The organism is Streptomyces sp. BK340, from assembly GCF_007827595.1.
GTDB lineage: Bacteria > Actinomycetota > Actinomycetes > Streptomycetales > Streptomycetaceae > Streptomyces.
In genome coordinates, this window is record NZ_VISR01000007.1 from 225,774 (window position 1) to 243,159 (window position 17,386).

At 69.9% G+C, this 17,386-nt stretch carries 17 protein-coding genes and 1 pseudogene; 8 read left to right on the forward strand and 10 right to left on the reverse strand.

From position 1 onward, the window contains the following. Positions 1-70: 70 nt before the first annotated feature. The 7 genes from FB157_RS16485 to FB157_RS16515 all read right to left on the reverse strand — a co-directional run bounded on the left by FB157_RS16485 (position 71) and on the right by FB157_RS16515 (position 7,263). On the reverse strand, positions 71-1,225 hold the full coding sequence (locus FB157_RS16485) for a serpin family protein (protein WP_145880321.1): 1,155 nt from the start codon (positions 1,223-1,225) through the stop codon (positions 71-73). A 172-nt stretch (positions 1,226-1,397) separates the two neighbouring features. After that, positions 1,398-2,417 carry a PD40 domain-containing protein gene (locus tag FB157_RS16490; RefSeq protein WP_145880323.1) on the reverse strand — a complete coding sequence of 340 codons (1,020 nt, stop codon included), beginning with the start codon at positions 2,415-2,417 and terminating at the stop codon, positions 1,398-1,400. Beyond that, positions 2,414-3,688 carry an MFS transporter gene (locus tag FB157_RS16495; RefSeq protein WP_145880341.1) on the reverse strand — a complete coding sequence of 425 codons (1,275 nt, stop codon included), beginning with the start codon at positions 3,686-3,688 and terminating at the stop codon, positions 2,414-2,416. Before FB157_RS16495 ends, FB157_RS16490 begins: the two co-directional genes overlap by 4 nt. A 93-nt stretch (positions 3,689-3,781) precedes the next feature. Next, on the reverse strand, positions 3,782-4,693 hold the full coding sequence (locus tag FB157_RS16500; protein WP_222440940.1) for an alkaline phosphatase family protein: 912 nt from the start codon (positions 4,691-4,693) through the stop codon (positions 3,782-3,784). 50 nt (positions 4,694-4,743) lie between these two features. After that, positions 4,744-5,952, reverse strand: a complete 1,209-nt coding sequence (locus FB157_RS16505) for a S8 family peptidase (RefSeq protein WP_261386339.1) — start codon at positions 5,950-5,952, stop codon at positions 4,744-4,746. Positions 5,953-6,010: 58 nt separating this feature from the next. After that, positions 6,011-6,223, reverse strand: a complete 213-nt coding sequence (locus FB157_RS16510; RefSeq protein WP_145880343.1) for a hypothetical protein — start codon at positions 6,221-6,223, stop codon at positions 6,011-6,013. Continuing rightward, positions 6,214-7,263, reverse strand: a complete 1,050-nt coding sequence (locus FB157_RS16515) for a helix-turn-helix domain-containing protein (RefSeq protein ID WP_145880345.1) — start codon at positions 7,261-7,263, stop codon at positions 6,214-6,216. The genes FB157_RS16510 and FB157_RS16515 overlap by 10 nt, the downstream gene beginning before the upstream one ends. Positions 7,264-7,688: 425 nt before the next feature. Between FB157_RS16515 and FB157_RS48440 the strand changes: the two are divergent. Continuing rightward, positions 7,689-7,840 (forward strand): annotated as a pseudogene (locus FB157_RS48440) (L-serine ammonia-lyase, iron-sulfur-dependent, subunit alpha); the annotation flags it as partial. Between the two features lie 143 nt (positions 7,841-7,983). After that, positions 7,984-8,823, forward strand: coding sequence for an RNA polymerase sigma factor SigF (locus FB157_RS16525; protein WP_145880347.1), 840 nt, complete (start codon positions 7,984-7,986; stop codon positions 8,821-8,823). Positions 8,824-9,143: 320 nt separating this feature from the next. On the opposite strand, the gene FB157_RS16530 is transcribed toward FB157_RS16525, so the two are convergent. Then, on the reverse strand, positions 9,144-9,629 hold the full coding sequence (locus FB157_RS16530) for a MarR family winged helix-turn-helix transcriptional regulator (protein ID WP_261386340.1): 486 nt from the start codon (positions 9,627-9,629) through the stop codon (positions 9,144-9,146). Between the two features lie 158 nt (positions 9,630-9,787). Between FB157_RS16530 and FB157_RS16535 the strand changes: the two genes are divergently transcribed. The 6 genes from FB157_RS16535 to FB157_RS16560 all read left to right on the forward strand — a co-directional run bounded on the left by FB157_RS16535 (position 9,788) and on the right by FB157_RS16560 (position 15,606). Beyond that, entirely contained in the window at positions 9,788-10,936 is a 1,149-nt protein-coding gene (locus FB157_RS16535) for a PP2C family protein-serine/threonine phosphatase (RefSeq protein WP_261386341.1), read from the forward strand. A gap of 135 nt (positions 10,937-11,071) precedes the next feature. Continuing rightward, complete coding sequence (locus tag FB157_RS16540) at positions 11,072-11,965, forward strand: STAS domain-containing protein (protein ID WP_145880351.1); 894 nt, start codon at positions 11,072-11,074, stop codon at positions 11,963-11,965. Next, positions 11,962-12,372, forward strand: a complete 411-nt coding sequence (locus FB157_RS16545) for an STAS domain-containing protein (RefSeq protein ID WP_145880353.1) — start codon at positions 11,962-11,964, stop codon at positions 12,370-12,372. Before FB157_RS16540 ends, FB157_RS16545 begins: the two co-directional genes overlap by 4 nt. After that, entirely contained in the window at positions 12,369-12,818 is a 450-nt protein-coding gene (locus tag FB157_RS16550) for an ATP-binding protein (protein ID WP_145880355.1), read from the forward strand. The genes FB157_RS16545 and FB157_RS16550 overlap by 4 nt, the downstream gene beginning before the upstream one ends. Further along, positions 12,815-13,861, forward strand: coding sequence for an ATP-binding SpoIIE family protein phosphatase (locus tag FB157_RS16555; RefSeq protein WP_145880358.1), 1,047 nt, complete (start codon positions 12,815-12,817; stop codon positions 13,859-13,861). The genes FB157_RS16550 and FB157_RS16555 overlap by 4 nt, the downstream gene beginning before the upstream one ends. A 62-nt stretch (positions 13,862-13,923) precedes the next feature. Continuing rightward, entirely contained in the window at positions 13,924-15,606 is a 1,683-nt protein-coding gene (locus tag FB157_RS16560; protein WP_145880460.1) for a PP2C family protein-serine/threonine phosphatase, read from the forward strand. A 72-nt stretch (positions 15,607-15,678) separates the two neighbouring features. On the opposite strand, the gene FB157_RS16565 is transcribed toward FB157_RS16560, so the two are convergent. Next, positions 15,679-16,176 carry a MarR family winged helix-turn-helix transcriptional regulator gene (locus tag FB157_RS16565; protein ID WP_261386342.1) on the reverse strand — a complete coding sequence of 166 codons (498 nt, stop codon included), beginning with the start codon at positions 16,174-16,176 and terminating at the stop codon, positions 15,679-15,681. 217 nt (positions 16,177-16,393) lie between these two features. Then, on the reverse strand, positions 16,394-17,260 hold the full coding sequence (locus FB157_RS16570; RefSeq protein WP_145880359.1) for a YihY/virulence factor BrkB family protein: 867 nt from the start codon (positions 17,258-17,260) through the stop codon (positions 16,394-16,396). Between the last annotated feature and the right edge of the window lie 126 nt (positions 17,261-17,386).

Genomic DNA, 17,386 nt, shown 5'->3' on the forward strand with positions numbered 1-17,386 from the left:
TTGTGCACCGGAGCCGGAGGGGCGCGAACACCGCGCCGACCGGACTCCCTTCACGACTCGTGGCTCCATGTCAGGAATGGGGCGACCGGGGCCTCGATGCCTGCCATGCGGTGAACAGGGGCAGTCCGCTGCCACCGGCGAAGAGTACGAAGCCGAACGGCCTGTCGAACGCGATGTGTCTGGTCCGCGGTACGCGGCCCGAGACGCTCCGGGTGTTCTTCCGGACCTGCGTCACGGCCGCCGCTCGCACACCCTCCTCGTCCATCCTGAGTACCGATTCCTGGGTGACCCCGGCGATACGGAGTGGTTCGGGAGACATGCCGGAGAAGTCGGCGCGAGCGGACACGGACAGGGGCGCGCCGAGCTGGGCGAGGTGCCGCTCCGCCTCCAGACGCGTACCCAGGTGGAGCCGCGGGAGCGCGATGGTCACCTCGTCCGCGTCGACCGGCCGTCGGTGCTCGTGCGGCGCCCAGGCGGCGGGCAGGACTTCCGCGGGGCCCCGGCCCGGCCCTCCCAGCACGAGACTCACCTGCAGCGGCAGCCGACCGGGCTCCGCCTCGCAGAGCAGTGCCACCACATCCACCTCGTCCGCGGCGCTGCCGGAGGGGACCTCCACCGTCCAGGCGCACTGGGGCCCCGGCAGCGTCTTGGCCATGGTCGGGACGAGGTGTTCGACGCCCTGGGCGTCGGTGAAGGTCCGGTCGGCGGTGTTCTGCTGCTTGAACCCGGATGCCCACTTGCCTTCCACCGTCAGCGCGTTGACGAGCAGAAGCAGATCGTCCTCGTCCGGGCAGTCCGGCAGCTCACGGAGGAGTCCGCCGGTCGCCCTCCGCACCCAGGCATTGATCGCCGAAGGGTCGGCGGGGTCCAGGTGACCGAAGCTGATGTCCGGCAGCCCGTCCCGGAAATCCCGGAAGACCGGGATCCGTGACCACACGCCCGTCGCGACCGCCAGCCCTTCCGTCTCCGACAGCCGGGCGGCCACCTCGGTGGCAGCGGAGGCGGCCGCCGGCCCGGCCGCACCGAGCAGTTCATGCAGTTCCTGCGCCGTCTCCGACCGGGCCCCAGCGGCAACGGCCGACAGCGCCAGCCACAGACCGATGGGCGAGCAGGCGAAATCACCGTTCGCCGCCCGCACCGGCGCGTCATCGATCACCGACGCCAGCAAGCGCTCCGTGAACGCCCGGACCGCGCCGACATGGTGAGCACGTACGACTTGAGCCACTCTGCCTCCCACCGCGCACCGCCCGCACGGTGCGGAACGACCTGAGCAGTACAGGCCGTTTCGGTGCAGCACCGGTAAGCCTGTCGCACCCCGTGCCGCCTCGGCATCGGTGCAATCACGCAGGCCGGTACCTAACCGGGGCACGGCCGCGGACGCCTCGGCTCCGCCGGGATCAGCGCTTCTGCAAAGCGGGGTCGACCGCGGCGGGCGACTCCGCGTCGGGGATGATCCGGCGAGGGGTGCCGGTGCCGTCGGCGGGCACACTCCAGACGTCGGCGTGGCCCCGTCCCCGGGGGAGCGAGTAGGCGACGGAGTGCTCGTCGAGCCACGCGGCCTGGTCGTCCACGCTGCGGGTCTCGGCGAGCGGAGTGACCCGGTGGGTGGCCAGGTCGAGGACCGAAAGCCGCCACCCGTGGTGCGGGTCGCCGCCGACGGCGGACTTGAAGGCGATGCGGGTGCCGTCCGGGGAGAGGGAGGGGCACTCGACGTTGTCCCTGACCGTGCGCAGGCGGTGGGTGGCCAGGTCACCCAGGACCAGGTAGCGGTGGCCGGAGGTGGACATGGTCGCGTAGAAGCGGCGGTCGTCGGCGGCGAACGTGACACCCCAGAAGTTGAGGTCCCTGGCCTTGTACGGGTTGCCCGACACGGTGACCTTCCAGTTCTCCAACGTCGGGATGAGCTCCTGAGTACGGGTGTCGAGGATGCCGACTCGGGTGGAGAACCGCCCTCCGTTGTAGGAGTCGCCGGCGACGAACACCGTCCAGGCGACCAGCCGTCCGCTGGGCGAGACCCTGGCCCGGTTGGGCACCCCGACCAGGGGTATCTCACGGAGGGGCTTGAGGCGCCGGTCGAGGACCACGAGCTGGTAGGTCGTCAGCCCCGGGTCGAGGCGCAGGCAGAGCCCCGTGCCCCCGGCCGCGTAGAGCCTGCTGCACGACAGCGTCGACACCACCCTTCTCCCGCCCGGGGCGTTCGCCGGTACGGCGACCAGACGGCCTTGGCTGTCCGCAGCCGTGCTGCGGGCCAGCAGACGTGGCCCGGGGGCGATGGAGACGGTGCCGGTCGCCGCCGACCGCGAGGACGCCCCGGCGGCCCGGGCGTCCAGGATGGCCAGGGCTGCCAAGGCGGCCAGCGCAGCCAGATGGCCCAGGATGATGATCACGGTGAGGAGCCGGGTGTTGCGCTTGGTCATGACGTGACCGATTCCTTCTCGATCGTGGGGTGCGGAAGCAGGGTGAAGGTCGCCGTGGCCGCGACGGCGGCGGCGGCCGCGGCGGCCCAGGCCGCGGTGGTGCTCCCCCAGTTCGCCCAGGCGGCGCCGAAGGCCACCGAGGAGGCGAAGTAGGCCAGGGCCTGGACGGTCTGCACGCAGGCCAGGCCGGTGGTACGCAGGCCGGCGGGGAGGGCGGGCCCCGCCAGGGCCATCAGGACTCCGTCCGTGGCGGCGTAGAAGGCGCCGTGGCAGCAGAGCACCGCGACGGCCAGCGGCATACCGTCCATCGGGCTGCCCAGCAGCAGATATACGGCCACCAGCGCGCCGAAACCGGACAGCAGCACCGTGCGGCGGCCGAACCGGTCGGCGAGCGCGCCGAGGGGAGTGGCGAGCAGCAGGTACACCAGGTTCGTGCCCACGGCCAGGAGGGGGAACCAGCCGGTCGTCACGGTGTGGCGCTGCATCAGCAGCAGATGGACGAAGCCGTCCCCGACGGTGGCCAGCCCCAGGAGCCCGGCGGTGTACAGGAGTCTGCGGACGGATGCCTCGCGAAGGAGTCCAGCGGCGGCGCGCAGGGTGACGGGCGCGGCCGGCGGGCGCTTGTCGCGGTCGTCGCGGACGAGGAACGCCAGGGCCAGCAGGCCGGCGGCGGCCACGCAGAAGCTGGTGAGGAACAGTGCGTCGAAGGCGGCCGGGGAGACCGTTCCCACGGCCGCCAGCACGCCGAGCGCGGCCAGCGGCCCGGCGAACGCACCCGCGCTGTCCATGGCACGGTGGACCCCGAACGCCCTGCCCAGCAGCGGTTCGGGGACGGACAGTGTGATGAGCGCGTCGCGCGGGGCCGTACGCAGCCCCTTTCCGGTGCGGTCGGCGACGATGACCGCACCGAGGGCCGGCACCGAGGAGCCGGCGGCGACGAGGCCCAGCTTGGCCAGTGCCGAGACACCGTAGCCGACCGCGGCCACGGGTTTGCGCCTGCGGAAGCGGTCGGCGACGAAGCCCCCGACCGGTCGCAGCAGGGCCGTCGCCCCCGTGTACAGGCCGTCGACCATGCCGTACGCCGCCGGACTCATGTGCAGGGTGAGGACGAGGTAGAGCGGGAGGACGGCCGTGACCATCTCCGCGGAGACATCGGTGAGCAGGCTCACCGTTCCCAGTGCCAGGACGTTGGCCCCGACCGAGGCCGGGCCGGCGCGCCGGCCTCGGCCGGGGCGGTCCTTCGGCGGTCGGTCGACGGTGGACAGATACACGGCCGTGCTCGCTTCCTCGGGGCGGCGGGGGAGGGCCGGCGGCCGGAATCAGGTGTGGGGTTCCGGCCGCCGGCGGGTTCGCGTCGGGCTGGGTCAGCCCTTGGCGGAGACGGCCGAGGAGGTGTCCCAGGCGTCGGTGATCGCGGACTTGTCCGCGGCGTTGCCGAGGGCGGGCAGCCCGTACATGTCTTCCAGGGTGCGCAGCACGTTGTAGTGGCTGATCTGCGTGCTGGACTGGTGGCCCGCCTTCACGTGGGCGCCGGCCATGGCCGTGTAGATCTGGTTGACGCTGGTGAAGTTGTCCTCGTCGAAGGTCGCGACGAACAGGCTGTTGTGGGTCTTGGCCCACTGGATGTACGGGTCCAGGTGCTTCTTGAGCCAGGAGTCACCGGTGCCGATCGAGCAGTCGTGCATGTCGTCGCACATGTCGGGGATGACGAACGACACCGTCGGCAGCTTCGTGAAGTCGCTGGGGAACGAGGAGAACGGCACGTTGTACGCGGAGCCGCTCACGGTGGGGAAGTCCGCCCAGGGGGCGTGCTTGCGCCGGTACTTGCCGCTCGTGCAGTCGGTGGAGCCGGCCTTGGGCAGGGCCTCGGAGTAGCCCTTGAAGGTCTTGCCGGCGTCCAGGAGCTGCTGCCCCAGGTTGCCGGTCCGGAACGACTTGGGGCAGTCGTCGTTCGTGACGCCCTGCTGGGAGCCGGAGAACAGCCCGATGTAGTTGGGCTGGCTGGGGTGGGTCAGGCCGAAGGAGCTGGTGAACAGCGTTCCCTGGGACGCGAGGGAGTTGAGGTAGGGGGCGCTGGAACTGCCCTTGACGGACGTGTAGTTCTTGTTCTCGAACATGGCGATGACCACGTGGTCGTACTGCGGGATCGCCGATGCGACCGGTTTGGCCGCGGAGCCGTTGTGGGCGTGCTCCGCCGACTTCACCGGGAGCACGTGCATGGCCAGGAGTGCCAGCGCGGGTGCGCACAGCAGTGGGGCGATGCGGGAAGGACGCATCGTGTAGCCCTCCTTGCGGGGATTGGCGAGGATCGGTGGGGGCGGTGGGGTTACCTGCCGGCAGCGGCAGTGGTGCTGCCCGTGTACAGCAGGCGGTTGGGGGTGTCGCTGCCCGCGTCGCGGATCTTGTCGGGCGTGGCGCTGCTGGTCAGCGCCGTCTGCACATCCGCGGGCGTGGCGTTCGGGTGGGCGGAGAGCCACAGAGCGGCGGCACCGGTGACGTGGGGAGCCGCCATGGAGGTGCCGGAGAGCGAGTGGGTGGCGGTGTCACCGCTGTTCCACGCCGAGACGATGCCGGTGCCGGGCGCGAACAGGTCCGTGCAGCGGCCGAAGTTGGAGCTGGACCGCCGGGTGTCGTTGGAGTCGGCGTTGTTCACCACGATCGCCGAAGTGATGTCCCCGGGCGAGTTGTTGCAGGCGTCCTTGCCGTCGTTGCCGGAGGAGACGACCCAGGTGACACCGGAGGCGATGGACTTCTTGATCGCGTCGTCCTCGCTGCCGCTGCGTGAGCCGTTGATGCTCATGTTGACCACGGCCGGCTTGGCGGCGTGTGGGGTGATCCAGTCGGCGGCGGCGATGATGGACGAGGTGCTCGCGGAGTCGTTGCAGTTCAGGACTCGGACGGCGACGAGCTTGACGCCCTTGGCGACGCCGTGGTCCTTGCCGCCGACCGTTCCGGCCACATGGGTGCCGTGGCCGAGGCAGTCCTGTCCGTTGCGGCCGTCGCCCACCTCGTCCGCGCCGATGGAGGCGCGGCCCTGGAACTGCTCGTGGGTGGTGCGCAGACCGCTGTCGACGAGGTAGACGGTGACGTTGCTCGCGGTCGTTGGGTACGTGTAGCTCTTGTCGAGGGGGAGGTTGCGCTGGTCGATACGGTCCAGGCCCCAGGACGGCGGGTTGTTCTGCGTGGCGGAGCCGTGCAGCTCCGCGTCCTGCTCCACGTAGGCCACGCGCGGGTCGTCGGCCGTCGCACGTGCCTGCTCGGGCGTCATCTCGGCGGCGTAGCCGCGCAGCACGGTGTTGTAGGTGTGCCGGATTCTGGCGCTGTGGGCGCGGGCGAGGCGCAGAACCGTCTCCCGCACCGGAGCGACGGCCGGGTCCTTGAGGACCACGATGTACCTCCCCGTGAGGGCGTCGGCCGTGGTGCGGATCTCGCCGCCGGACGGCGTCTTCGTGTCAGCCGCGTGGGAGACCTGTGTGGACAGGGCGGCGGTGACCACCAGGGCGGCGAGAGCGGCTATTCGGGCGGATGGGCGCACGTCGGCTCCAGGGAGAGAGGGGGGATGGGAGGTCCCCCGGGATCCAAGTGCGACTGGTTTAGCGCCGGTTGGGCCCGCGCGGTGACGATGTGTCGCCAGTGGCGAAGAAGGGCGCGAGTGCGAGGAGGTCGTCGACGGCAGCCCCGCTCAACGGCAGCGAAAGCCTGCCGGCCGGGAAGCGCCGCTGGCGGTAGTGCCCGTACTGCGGATGTTTGCGGCGGGGCGTGATGATGTCCGCCCCGATCAGCGGTCCGTTGCGGATCAGATCCATCCGTTACGGGTCGCGTGCAAGGCCATCTGGAACCGGGTGAGTGATCCGGCACGGGTGTTGAGCTGCTCCAGATGGCGGGACAGCGTGCGGCGGCTCACGCCCAGCAGTTCGGCGATGGTGTCATCGTTCACGCCGGTGGCCAGCAGTTCCAGGATGCGGCGATGCGTCGGGCTGAGTGCCGAGGGAACGTGTTCGTTCAGATGCATGGGCAGAGCCGTCCGCCATGAGGTCTCGAACAGTCCCGTCAGTGCCGACAGCAGGCTGGAGGGGTGGACTATGAGCAGTGAGTCGTTGACTTCGGCCTCGACGAAGGACATCGACACGATGGCCAGGCGGTGGTCGAAGATGGTCAGCTTCACGGGGACGGTGGGAAGGACACGGGCGTGTTCCCCGGCGGCTATGCAGGGCTGGATGTTGATGCTGTAGTAGGCGGAATTCTCCACCGCGGATTTGGAGTAGACGACCCGGTACTCGACACCGTTCTTGAGCTTCTCGACCTCGATCGGGTTGGCGCTGCCGTGGGTGTGATAAGGCGGCGAGTCGAAGCGCAGGACCTGGCTCTCGGCTGCTTCTTCGATGTTCCAGATGCGTTCGGCGATGGATGGACCGGTGACGACCTCGACCAGGTTGTCGGTGGCCTGTGGGCTGACGGAGCGCCGGTAGCCACGATAGGCGTTGACTGCGGCCTGGTGTGACCGGCGGAGTTCGGCCGTGCGGGCATGCGCCAGGAATTCCAGCGCAATGGTCGGTTCGACCGGCACATGTTCAGGGACGTCGGCCCCGGTGACGGTGATCAGACCCAGCTTGCGAAGTCGGGCCAACTCCCGTTCCAGACCGGAGTCCTGATCCTGATCCTGGCCCTGGTCCTGGGTTTCTTCGTCGGGACTTCCGTTCTTCCGGTCACCGCGGCCGTGGCCCAGGCCCCTGGCCAGACTCTCTCGTTCACAGGGACCGAGGGCAAGCAGAGCCATATAGATCTCCGCCTGCCGGCGGGTCAGCCCAAGACGGCACAAATGAGTCCGCAGGTCCTCGTCGGCCATCGGAGCACCTCCCAGTGAGAACGGGGGACCATTCATCTGCTCGGAAGGAACGCGTTCGTACTCCCGTTCCTCCACGGCGAGTTGGTGCGCGGCATCGTGGCACGCCCGGTCCGTCGGGCGCCATGCAACCGGTGAGTATGTGCTCGGTGCCATAGCGCGAGGGGGAGGAGAACGCCCGTATGCGTCAGTGGCCGTCGTGTGCCACGCACGGAGTTTTCCGGGAGTGCACATTTCCGGGAAGTGCCCTGCCGCCGCGCTCTCCTTCATCCAGCAGCATGGAGATTGCCGCAGCGATCGGCATCGAGCTGCACGGCTCACCGGCCGCCACCGGCATCGGTCATGGCACCGACAAAGCCGTCCTGCACTACTGCCACCGGTTCATCCCGGGCGCCGACGACGACAGCACCGTCCGCTTCCTGCTCACCGCTGCCGCCATGGCCGCCGTGGGGCTGACCGAACTCATGGGCGGGACCCCGCCCAGGTCGAAGCCGCCGCGGAAGGTGCCCTCGAACATCATCTCGGCATGACCTGCGATCCCGTCTCCGGACTCGTCCAGATCCCCTGCATCGAACGCAACGACACCTGATTCCGCTGAGCGGCCTCGTCATTCAGGCCGTGCATGCACGGTCACAGGAGTGCCGGTCGGCGCACGGGGTATGCGGGTGCTTGCTGGAGCATGGACCGGCTGAGACAAGGCTGATCGATTGGGAGGGGCACATCATGGCGACGACGACCGTGCAGACTGCCGAGCAGGTGGGCGTGCCGGAGATCGCCGATCCTTCACAAGTCGCGCCCAAGGATGCGCGGGAGTTGTCGAGGCTGTTCTTCGAGCAGCTCGCGACGCTGGAGGAGGGCACGCCCGAGCACCAGTACGCGCGCAACACGCTGATCGAGATGAACATGTCACTGGTCCGCTTCGCCGCCGGCCGGTTCCGCAGCCGGGGTCCGGAGCAGATGGAGGACATCGTCCAGGTAGGCATGATCGGCCTGATCAAGGCCATCGACCGGTTCGAGCTGACCAGGGAGGTGGAGTTCACCACCTTCGCCATTCCCTACATCATCGGTGAGATCAAGCGGTTCTTCCGCGACACCTCCTGGGCCGTGCACGTGCCGCGCCGGCTGCAGGAGGCACGCGTCCAACTCGCCCGTGCCAACGAGGAACTGCGCAGCCGGCTGGGCCGGGAACCGACGACCGAAGAGCTTTCCGAGCTGATGAGCCTTCCGGAGGACGAGGTCGTCGAGGCCCAGCTCGCCTCGAACGGCTACAAGTCGGCCTCCCTGGACGCGGCCCTGGGCGGCAGCGAGGAGGGCGAGTCCGCGCTGGCGGACTTCATCGGTGACGAGGACGCCGCCTTCGGCCTGGTCGAGGACTTCCACGCCCTCGCCCCGATGATCGCCGAACTCGACGAACGTGACCGCAAGATCATCCACTGGCGCTTCGTCGAGGAGCTCACCCAGGCCCAGATCGGCGAACGTCTCGGCATCTCCCAGATGCACGTCTCCCGGCTGACCTCCCGCCTCCTGTCACGTCTGCGCGCAGGCATGCTCAGCACCACCTGACGGCCGGCGGCCCGGCAGCCGGACAGCGGCCCGGTGTCCTCGCGGAGCAGAGGAAATACCGGATGTGAGCGCATTTCGCGGGGCCCTGCCGGTCGAGCGGGGCCCCGCGGGCGCGTGGAGAACTGCCCCCGCCTCGACGTCGACACGTCACCGCTCACCTGCAACTGTTGCCGTTTGACAATTATGACCGTGAGGCAACAAAGTAGCGGCGTCGTGCTGCACGGGGAAGGATCTGCGATGTTCCGGTGGGCGGAGACGGCTCCGTGTGCCGGTCGTCCGCGCCCCGCGCTGTCGGGGCGATCAGGGGTTCGAGCCTGGGCTCAGGCCGTCCGGTCCCCGGTGTGCCGGGCATTGTCGTGTATCTGCGTCGCAGCCGCGTCGCAGAACGCCTCGAGCCCCGCGAGGAACTGGGTCCGCTTGGCGGCGGGCATCAGCTCCAGCACGGCCTGCAACTCCTGCTCCCGGCGCGCCCGCAGGTCGTCGAGGAAGACGCGACCGCGGTCGCTGATGTGCAGCCGTACCTCGCGCCGGTCGGTGGGGCTGACCTCGCGTTCGACGAAGCCGGCGGCCACCAGCCGGTCGCAGAGCCTGCTGGTGGACGGGGGCGTGGAGGCGAGGGCGTCGGCGAGGGAGCGCAGGTTGATGCCGTCCTGGTGCTCGAGCATGAGCAGGACACGCATCTGGGACGGAGAGGCCGGCGCGGTCGAGGCCCGGCCCCACAGGACTTCCAGCAACTCCACCGCCGTCAAGGTCACACGCGCGACCTCGACGGGCTCGGGGCGGGGGCGGAAGACAGTCACCGTCACACTCTCGCAGGCACCTGGGACGGTCGCCAGCGTACTAGGTGCCGGGAGCGGCAAGAGATGGGGCGGACGGCCGGCGCGGCTCGGGTGGCCTCGTCGCCTGAGTGAGGTTCGTGTGTGTCCGTCGAAGGATTGGTGTATTTACCATCGTGAACAGATTTGTGACCGCTGAGCGCGCTCTGCGCACGGCGGCCCCCCACGAGTTGCTCGACGCCTTGCGTCGTGTGCTCGTCCAGGAGTACGCGGCGCAGTCCGTGGAGCTGTACCTGGCGGACTACGGCCTCACCGTCCTGCAGCCGGTGTCGGTGCTGCCCCTCACCGCGGAGCCGGTGTCGGTGCACAACAGCCCCGCCGGCCGCGCGTTCGGTGCCCAGGAGCCGTTCGTGGAGGATGTCCACGGCGGCGCGGTGCGCGTCCACCTGCCGGTCACGGTGCGCGGGGACCGCCTGGGCGTGCTGACCGTCACCCTGCCGGACGACGAGGAGGCGCAGGGCCCGGTGGGCGAGCTCGCGGACATCGCCGAGGTGCTCGGGCACGAGGTGGTCGTGGCCGAGCGCGACACCGATCTGTACCTGCAGGCGAGGCGCAAGGACCGGCTGACCCTGGCCGCCGAGATGCAGTGGCAGCTGCTGCCCGGCCGCTCCTGCTCCCGGCCCGAGTACGAACTCGGCGCTCAGCTGGAGCCGGCGTACGCGATCTACGGTGACAACTTCGACTGGTCCGCCACCGCGGACCGCCTCACGCTCTACGTCACCAACGGAATGGGGGAGGGCATCGAAGCCTCCCTGCTGACCAACCTCGCCATCAACGCCCTGCGCAACGCCCGGCGGGCCGGCATCGCCATCGACGACCAGGCCGCCCTCGCCGATCAGGCGGTGTACGCCCACTACCAGGGGCGCTGCTACCTCTCGGTGCTGATGCTCGACTTCGACCTCGCGACGGGCAGGGCGAAGCTCGTGGACGCCGGATCCCCGCAGCTGCTGCGGCTGCGCGACGGCGTGGTCGAACGCGTCACCTTCGAGGCGCAGCTCCCGCTGGGCATGTTCGAAGAGACCGACTACGTGGCCCAGGACTTCCAGGTCGAGCCCGGCGATCGGCTCGTCTTCGTCAGCGACGGCGTGTATGCGGTCGCCTCGCCCGCCGGGGAGGCGTACGGGGATGTGGCCCTGGCCCGGGCGATCATGTCCACTCGTCTCCTGCCGGCCGCGGAGGTGCCGCGTGCGGTTCTGCGTGAGCTGACCGGTCACCGGGGGCAGTCCGTTCCGAAGGACGACGCCCTCGTGGTGTGTCTGGACTGGCACGGACGTTGAGTCGCCGGCAGTCGGCCCTGGATGTGTCGATGCTGTGTCGTTTCCGCGGCACGTGCGGAATTATTACTTGTCATGTGGCAATAATTGGCGTGGTTGTGCCGGTCGTGGTGCAGCGGTCTGTTCTCGAGGGAGACGATGCAGGTGTCGGAGCGGGCGGCGGCCGAGTCGGCTACGCGGGAGCTGGGGGCTTTCCTGGAGCGCCGTCGCGAACAGATCGCCCAGCGATGGGCGGACACGCCTCTCTTCCGTACGGTCTTCACCGTTTCCCGGGACGAGGCCGTCGACGCGTGCAAGACCGTGGTGGACGCCCTGTCCGAGGTGGCGTCCAGCGGGCGGCTGGAGGACGTCGCGGCCCCCGGGTTCGACTCGGCGCGTGAGCAGCTGGGGCGTATGGCGGCCTCCCGGTCCCGAGCGGGGTTCAGCCCGGCCCAGATCGCGGAGGAGGCCGCCGGCCTGCGAGTGGCGGCCGCCGAATTGCTGCGCGGCGAGAGCTCCGGACCGCCCGCCCCTGAGGCACAGGACCTTCTGCTGGCTCTGACCGTGCTGATGGGAACCCTGCGCCTGGTGATCATGGAGACGACGGTCAGCGCCGGCGAGGAACTGATGGCGCGGCAGCGGCAACAGCTGATCGAAGTGGCCACTCCCGTGATCAATCTGTGGGAGGGCGTCGTCGCGGTGCCCCTGATCGGTACTTTGGACAGTGCCCGCAGTCAGGTGGTCATGGAGTCGCTGCTCGAGGCCATCGTGGAGCAGCGGGCTCGCTACGCGATCCTCGACATCACCGGCGTCCCCACGGTCGACTCGCTCGTCGCGCAGCACCTGATGAACACGGTCGCCGCGGCTCGGCTGATGGGCGCCGAATGCATCGTCTCCGGCATCCGCCCCGCCATCGCGCAGACCATCGTGTACCTGGGCATCGACCTGAGTTCGATAGTCACGCGCAGCTCGCTGTCCGACGCCCTGGCCTACGCGCTCGACCGGCAGGGCGTGGAGATCTCGCGCCGTACGGCCGGTGTGAACCCGCGATGACCATCCCCCGCCCGGGCTACTCGGCCGCGGTGCCGATCCTGGCGATGGAGGGCATCCTGCTGGTCAGCCTCCAGGGTGAGCTGCACGACGGCATGGCCGAACAGCTCCAGCAGGACATCACCCATCGCATCGCCCACAGTTCGGCGACCGGCGTGGTCATCGACGTATCGGGCGTCGAGATCGTCGACTCGTTCCTGGGCCGGGTGCTCGCCGAGATCGCGGTCAGCGCCCGTCTGCTGGCCGCGAGTACCGTCCTCTGCGGGATGCGGCCGGCCGTGGCGATCACCATGGTCGAGCTGGGCCTGACCCTGCCCGGCCTGGTGACCGCGCTCGATGTCGAACGTGCTCTCGAACTGCTCCGCCAAGGTCCCTCCGACGCCTCGGGCACCCGTGAGGGGTGTACGTGACACCGACTTTCGAACCCGCCACCACGACCAGCCTGCCCATCGGCTCGGACGCCGATCTCGCGTGGGTCCGTCACCAGGTGCGGCAGCTGGCGGCCGAACTGGGATTCGGGCTCGTGCAGCAGACGAAAATCGTCACCGCGGCCAGCGAGCTGGCCCGCAACACCCTGGTCCACGGCGGCGGGGGGCAGGCGAAGATCACCCCCCTGGCCAACGGCCTGACGCGGGGACTCCGGCTGAGCTTCGTCGACACCGGCCCCGGCATTCGCGACGTCGAACTCGCGATGACCGACGGCTACACCACCGGGGGCGGCCTCGGGCTGGGCCTGAGCGGAGCCAAGCGGCTGATGGACGAGTTCGCCATCGACACCCACCCTGATCAGGGCACTGCCGTCACCGTCACCGCCTGGGCCACCGGTGTGCCAGGTGCGCGTGCGGGGTCCCGATGACACGCGTCTGGGACATCCCGGTGCACGACCCCACCCGGGTACGGGACGTCCGGGTGGCGACCGAGGAGGCCGGCGCCCGTGCCGGCCTGGACGCCCACCGCACCGCGGTCGCCGCCCTGGTGGCCACCGAGCTGGCGACCAACCTGCTCAAGCACGCCGGTGGCGGCCGCCTGGTGATCGATCTCGTCGAGCGTCCGGGTGCGGGCCCCCACGGTCCGGCGGTTCAGCTCGTCGCCCTCGATCACGGCCCCGGCATCCGCGACGTCACCACCGCCATGCTTGACGGCTACACCACCAGCGAGGCGTCACTCGGCGCCGGCCTGGGCACCTGCCTGCGCATAGCCGGCGAGTTCGACCTGTACAGCACCCCTCGGGGCACCGTCTCGGTGGCCCGCATCGGCCAGGGCACCGGCCCGGAGAAGACCGCGCCGGCCGGCCGAGCCGGAGGGATCAACGTCCCGCTCGGCCGGGCCGAACACTCCGGAGACGCCTGGAGCTGCGTCGTCTCCGGCTCACGGCTTACCCTGCTGCTCGCCGACGGCCTCGGCCACGGAGCCAAGGCCGCCCAGGCCTCCGGCGCCGCAGTGGACGAGCTGCACCGCGTCGGACATCTGTCACCCCCGGAGATCCTGCGCCAGATGCACCCGGCACTACGACACACCCGCGGGGCGGCGGTCGCCGTGGCCCAGCTGGACACGGACACCGGGGAGCTGGCGTTCTCGGGTGTCGGCAACATAGGCGCCCGACTGCACACCGCCGGCTCATGGGCACACCTGGTCTCGCACCCGGGCATCGTCGGCGCCCAGTTCCCGGCGACCGTACCCGTCCGCCGCTCGCCCTGGGGCCCGGAAAGCCTGCTCGTCCTGCACAGTGACGGCCTGCCCAGCAGGTGGGTGCCGCCCAACGAGCCCCACCTGCTGACCCACGATCCGGCAGTGGTAGCGGCGACCATCCTCCGGGACGCCAGCAGCGCCGCCAGCCCGGTACGCGATGACACCTGCGTGGCCGTCCTGGCCTCCGACCACCCGGGCAGGCACCTGTGATCCCGCCGGAAGTGCGCGAAGTCACCTCTGTCACCTCGGCCGCCGAGGCCGTCCGCGCCCGGATGTTCGCTGCGCGCCTCACGGACGCCTTGGGCGTGCCTACGCTCGAACGGGCCCGTTTCCTCACGGCGCTCACGGCGCACCTGCGTGAAGTCCTCGGCGAGGGGGGTACGGAACTGACCCTCACCGTTCAGCCGTCCGGGTCCGACGAGACCGTACTCGTGCGGGCCGTCGGGAGGTCCCTCGCACCCGGGCCGCGCCGCACGCCCCCCTGGCGGCTCACTGTCGCCGGTCCCGGCCCTTCGACGCGGGACCTGCCCCAGCCGGGCCAGGACGACATCCCACCCGCCGAAGCGGTCCTGACGGCGGACGAGGAGTTCGCGCCGATCCTGCGCCGGCTGGACGAGACGGAGAGACAACTCCGTCTTCACCGCGAGGAGTTGCACCAGACCAACCAGGGCGTGCTCGCCCTGCACGCCGAACTGGACGCAGCCGCGCAGACTCAGCGCGACCTGCTCGAAGCCGAACGAACCGCGCGCGGCGAGGCCGAGAAGGCACGACGCCTGCTGACCTTCCTCGGCGACGCCAGCGCGGTCGTGACCGCGTCTCTCGACCAGGAGGACATCTTGCGATGCCTTCCCGGGCTGCTCATTCCCGAGTACGCGAGCAAGGTCGACGTCTGGCTGTTCGACGAACCGGCAGGTACGAACGGTGCCCACTCCGCCGCAGCGGTCGCAGCCGCCCGCCTCGACCGTCCGCAGCACGCCGGGCCGCACCCCGGCGCACTCCCGGGCGTCGACGACCTCCCGCCCTCCGCACTCTCCCCGGACCGGCCGCTGTTGTGCATCCCACTCACGGTGCGCCACACCTCGGGTGTGCTGACCCTGACCGCACCCGGCGACCGCTTCCACGCGGACACCAGCGTGATGCTGGTCGAGCTGGCCCGCCGGACTGCCATCGCCCTGGACAACGCCCGCCGTTACGAACAGCACCGGGACACCGCCGAGACCCTGCAACGTGCCCAGCTCACCGACCTGCCCACCACCGAAGGTCTGCGCCTGGCGGCCCGCTACCTCCCCGCCACCCGAGGCCTCAACATCGGAGGTGACTGGTACGACGCCTTCCCCCAGCCCGACGGCGGCCTGCTGACCGTGGTGGGCGACGTCACCGGACACGGGCTGCGCGCCGCCGTCATCATGGGACAGCTGCGCACCGCCCTGCGTGCCTACGCGATCGAGGACGACAGCCCCGCCCGGATCCTCACCCGCCTGCACCGCATGCTGCGCCACCAGCAGCCGAACCTGTACGCGACCGCTGTGATCGCCCGCTTCCGGCCCGGCGAGCCCCACGTCGTGTGGGCCGCCGCCGGGCACCCTCCGGCCGTGGTCCGGACGCCCGACGGCTCCGTGCGCGTTCTGGACACCAGACCCGGTGTCATGCTGGGCGTGCCCCTCGACTTCGAGTACGAGGACCACACGGCCGAACTGCCTCCCGGCTCCACGCTTGTCCTCTACACCGACGGTCTGGTGGAGCGGCGGGCCGACGGCATCGACCCGGGTATCGAACTGCTCGGCCAAACCCTCGCCGCACTCGGCGAATCCGAACTGGAGAACCTGGACGGGTGCGCAGAGTCGTTGCTCAAACCCCTCTTGCACGATCACGAGCGCGACGACGACGTCTGTCTCCTCCTGTGCCGCACGGCTCCACCCGAAGGCGAGGAAACCGAGCCCACCGGGAGGGCCTGAGCCACGCGGTAGGCACAGCGTCAGACCCTGAGTGCGACCCGGCAGACCTCGCCTCAGGAGACGGCGCGCTTTCTACGTCGGCTTCGGAGACCGGGCGGGAGTTTCGTCCGGTGCGCGGAGGAAGGCCTTCATGCCACGGATCAGCGCCGATCGCTCTGCGGGTTCCATGGTCGCCAGTACTCCGGCCAGGGCCTGGGCACGCCGGCGGGCCACGTCTTCCAGAACACGGCGCCCCTGAGGAGTGAGCGTCAGCAGCACCTCACGGCGGTTGCGCAGGTGCGAGGCCCGCTCCAGCATCCCCGCCGCCTCCAGTCGGTCACACAGACGGCTGGCGGTGGGGAGCCCTATGGACAGCCGTTCCGCCAAGCCCGTGAGGTTCACCTCCGGTGCCGCTTGCAGCGCCCGAAGCGCCCGCAGTTGGTGGGGGGACAACCGCACCGCCGCCTCCTGGGCCGCCATGGACCACAGGGTCGCGAGACGTTCCACGGCGTCGGCGATCTCGTGCGCGCCGACGCCCGGATCCTCACCCGAGGCCTCAGCGCGGTCGTCGGCGCTGCCGGGAAGAGTCACGGGCGCATCACTTTCAGAGAGATCCGGTTGGTGCTGTAACACCGATACTCCATCGCCCTACCCGGGGAACCGGAACGCAAGCGGTGTTTGCGTGCCACGACCACCCGGCCGCGCCAAGCACCCTCCCCCGAGCGGCCCGCTCACATCGGGGGCCGGGTCGACACGCGCGTGTCGTAGTGCCTGTAACGGCCGTCAGCCGGGGGCGGGGCGCCGCAGGTCACGGACGACCGGATCGCTGACCATGAGAGGGCTTCGCCAACTCCGCGTTGAACTGGGCGCCCACAAGAAGGGCCAGGTTGGACAGCCACAGCCAGATCAGGAAGATCACGACGCCGGCCAGCGATCCGTACAGCCGGTGATAGGTGCTGACGTGGGAGGTGTAGGCAGCGAATCCGAGCGAGACGCTCAGCAGGAGCACCACCGCCAGCATGCCGCCCGGCGCCATCTTGCGAACGGGGCGGGAGGACGCGGGGCCCGAGTGGTACAGGACGAGCACTAGGGCGATGGCAACCGCGGCCGCGACCGGCCATCGCAGTGCGTCCCAGGCGGCCTGCGGCCCGATCCCCAGATCCAGCGCACGGCCCAGACGCCGGGCCAGATTGCCGGTGAGGAACAACGCCAGGGTTGACGTCAGAAGCAGGGTGATCAGGACGAGGGCTGTGGCGATGATGCGTGGAGCGGTTCGCCATACCGGCCGGTGCGAATCGACCCGATGCATGGCGTGCAACGCCCGGCGGAAGACACTGAGATAGCTGGAACCTGACCACAGGGCTGCCGAACCTCCGAGAAAGACCAGCGTCCATGCCGTCGAGGACTGTCCGGCCATTTGCTGCAGGGCGCTGCGCAGCAGAGCGCGGGACGCGACCGGGGCGGCCTGCGACATGCGGTCGATGACCTCCGGCTTGGCTGTGGGCACGGTGAGACCCAGGATCGAGAGGATTACCAGCAGCAGTGGAAACAGGGCCAGCATCGCGTAATAGGTGAGCGCAGCGGCCCAGTCCGTTACGTCGTCGTTCCAGACGGCAGCCGGTACCCGGCGCAGCGCCGCCCACCACCGGGCCGTCCGACCATATGCATTCTCCATGGAGCGGATGCTCTCACCTCCGATGACTTCTTGAATGCGTCCTCGGCCCTCGCGCCGGAAGTCACGGGAGAGTACTTCCTCGTTGGTCGTATTCCGCTGTCGCGGTGCACCCCGTGTGCCCCCGAA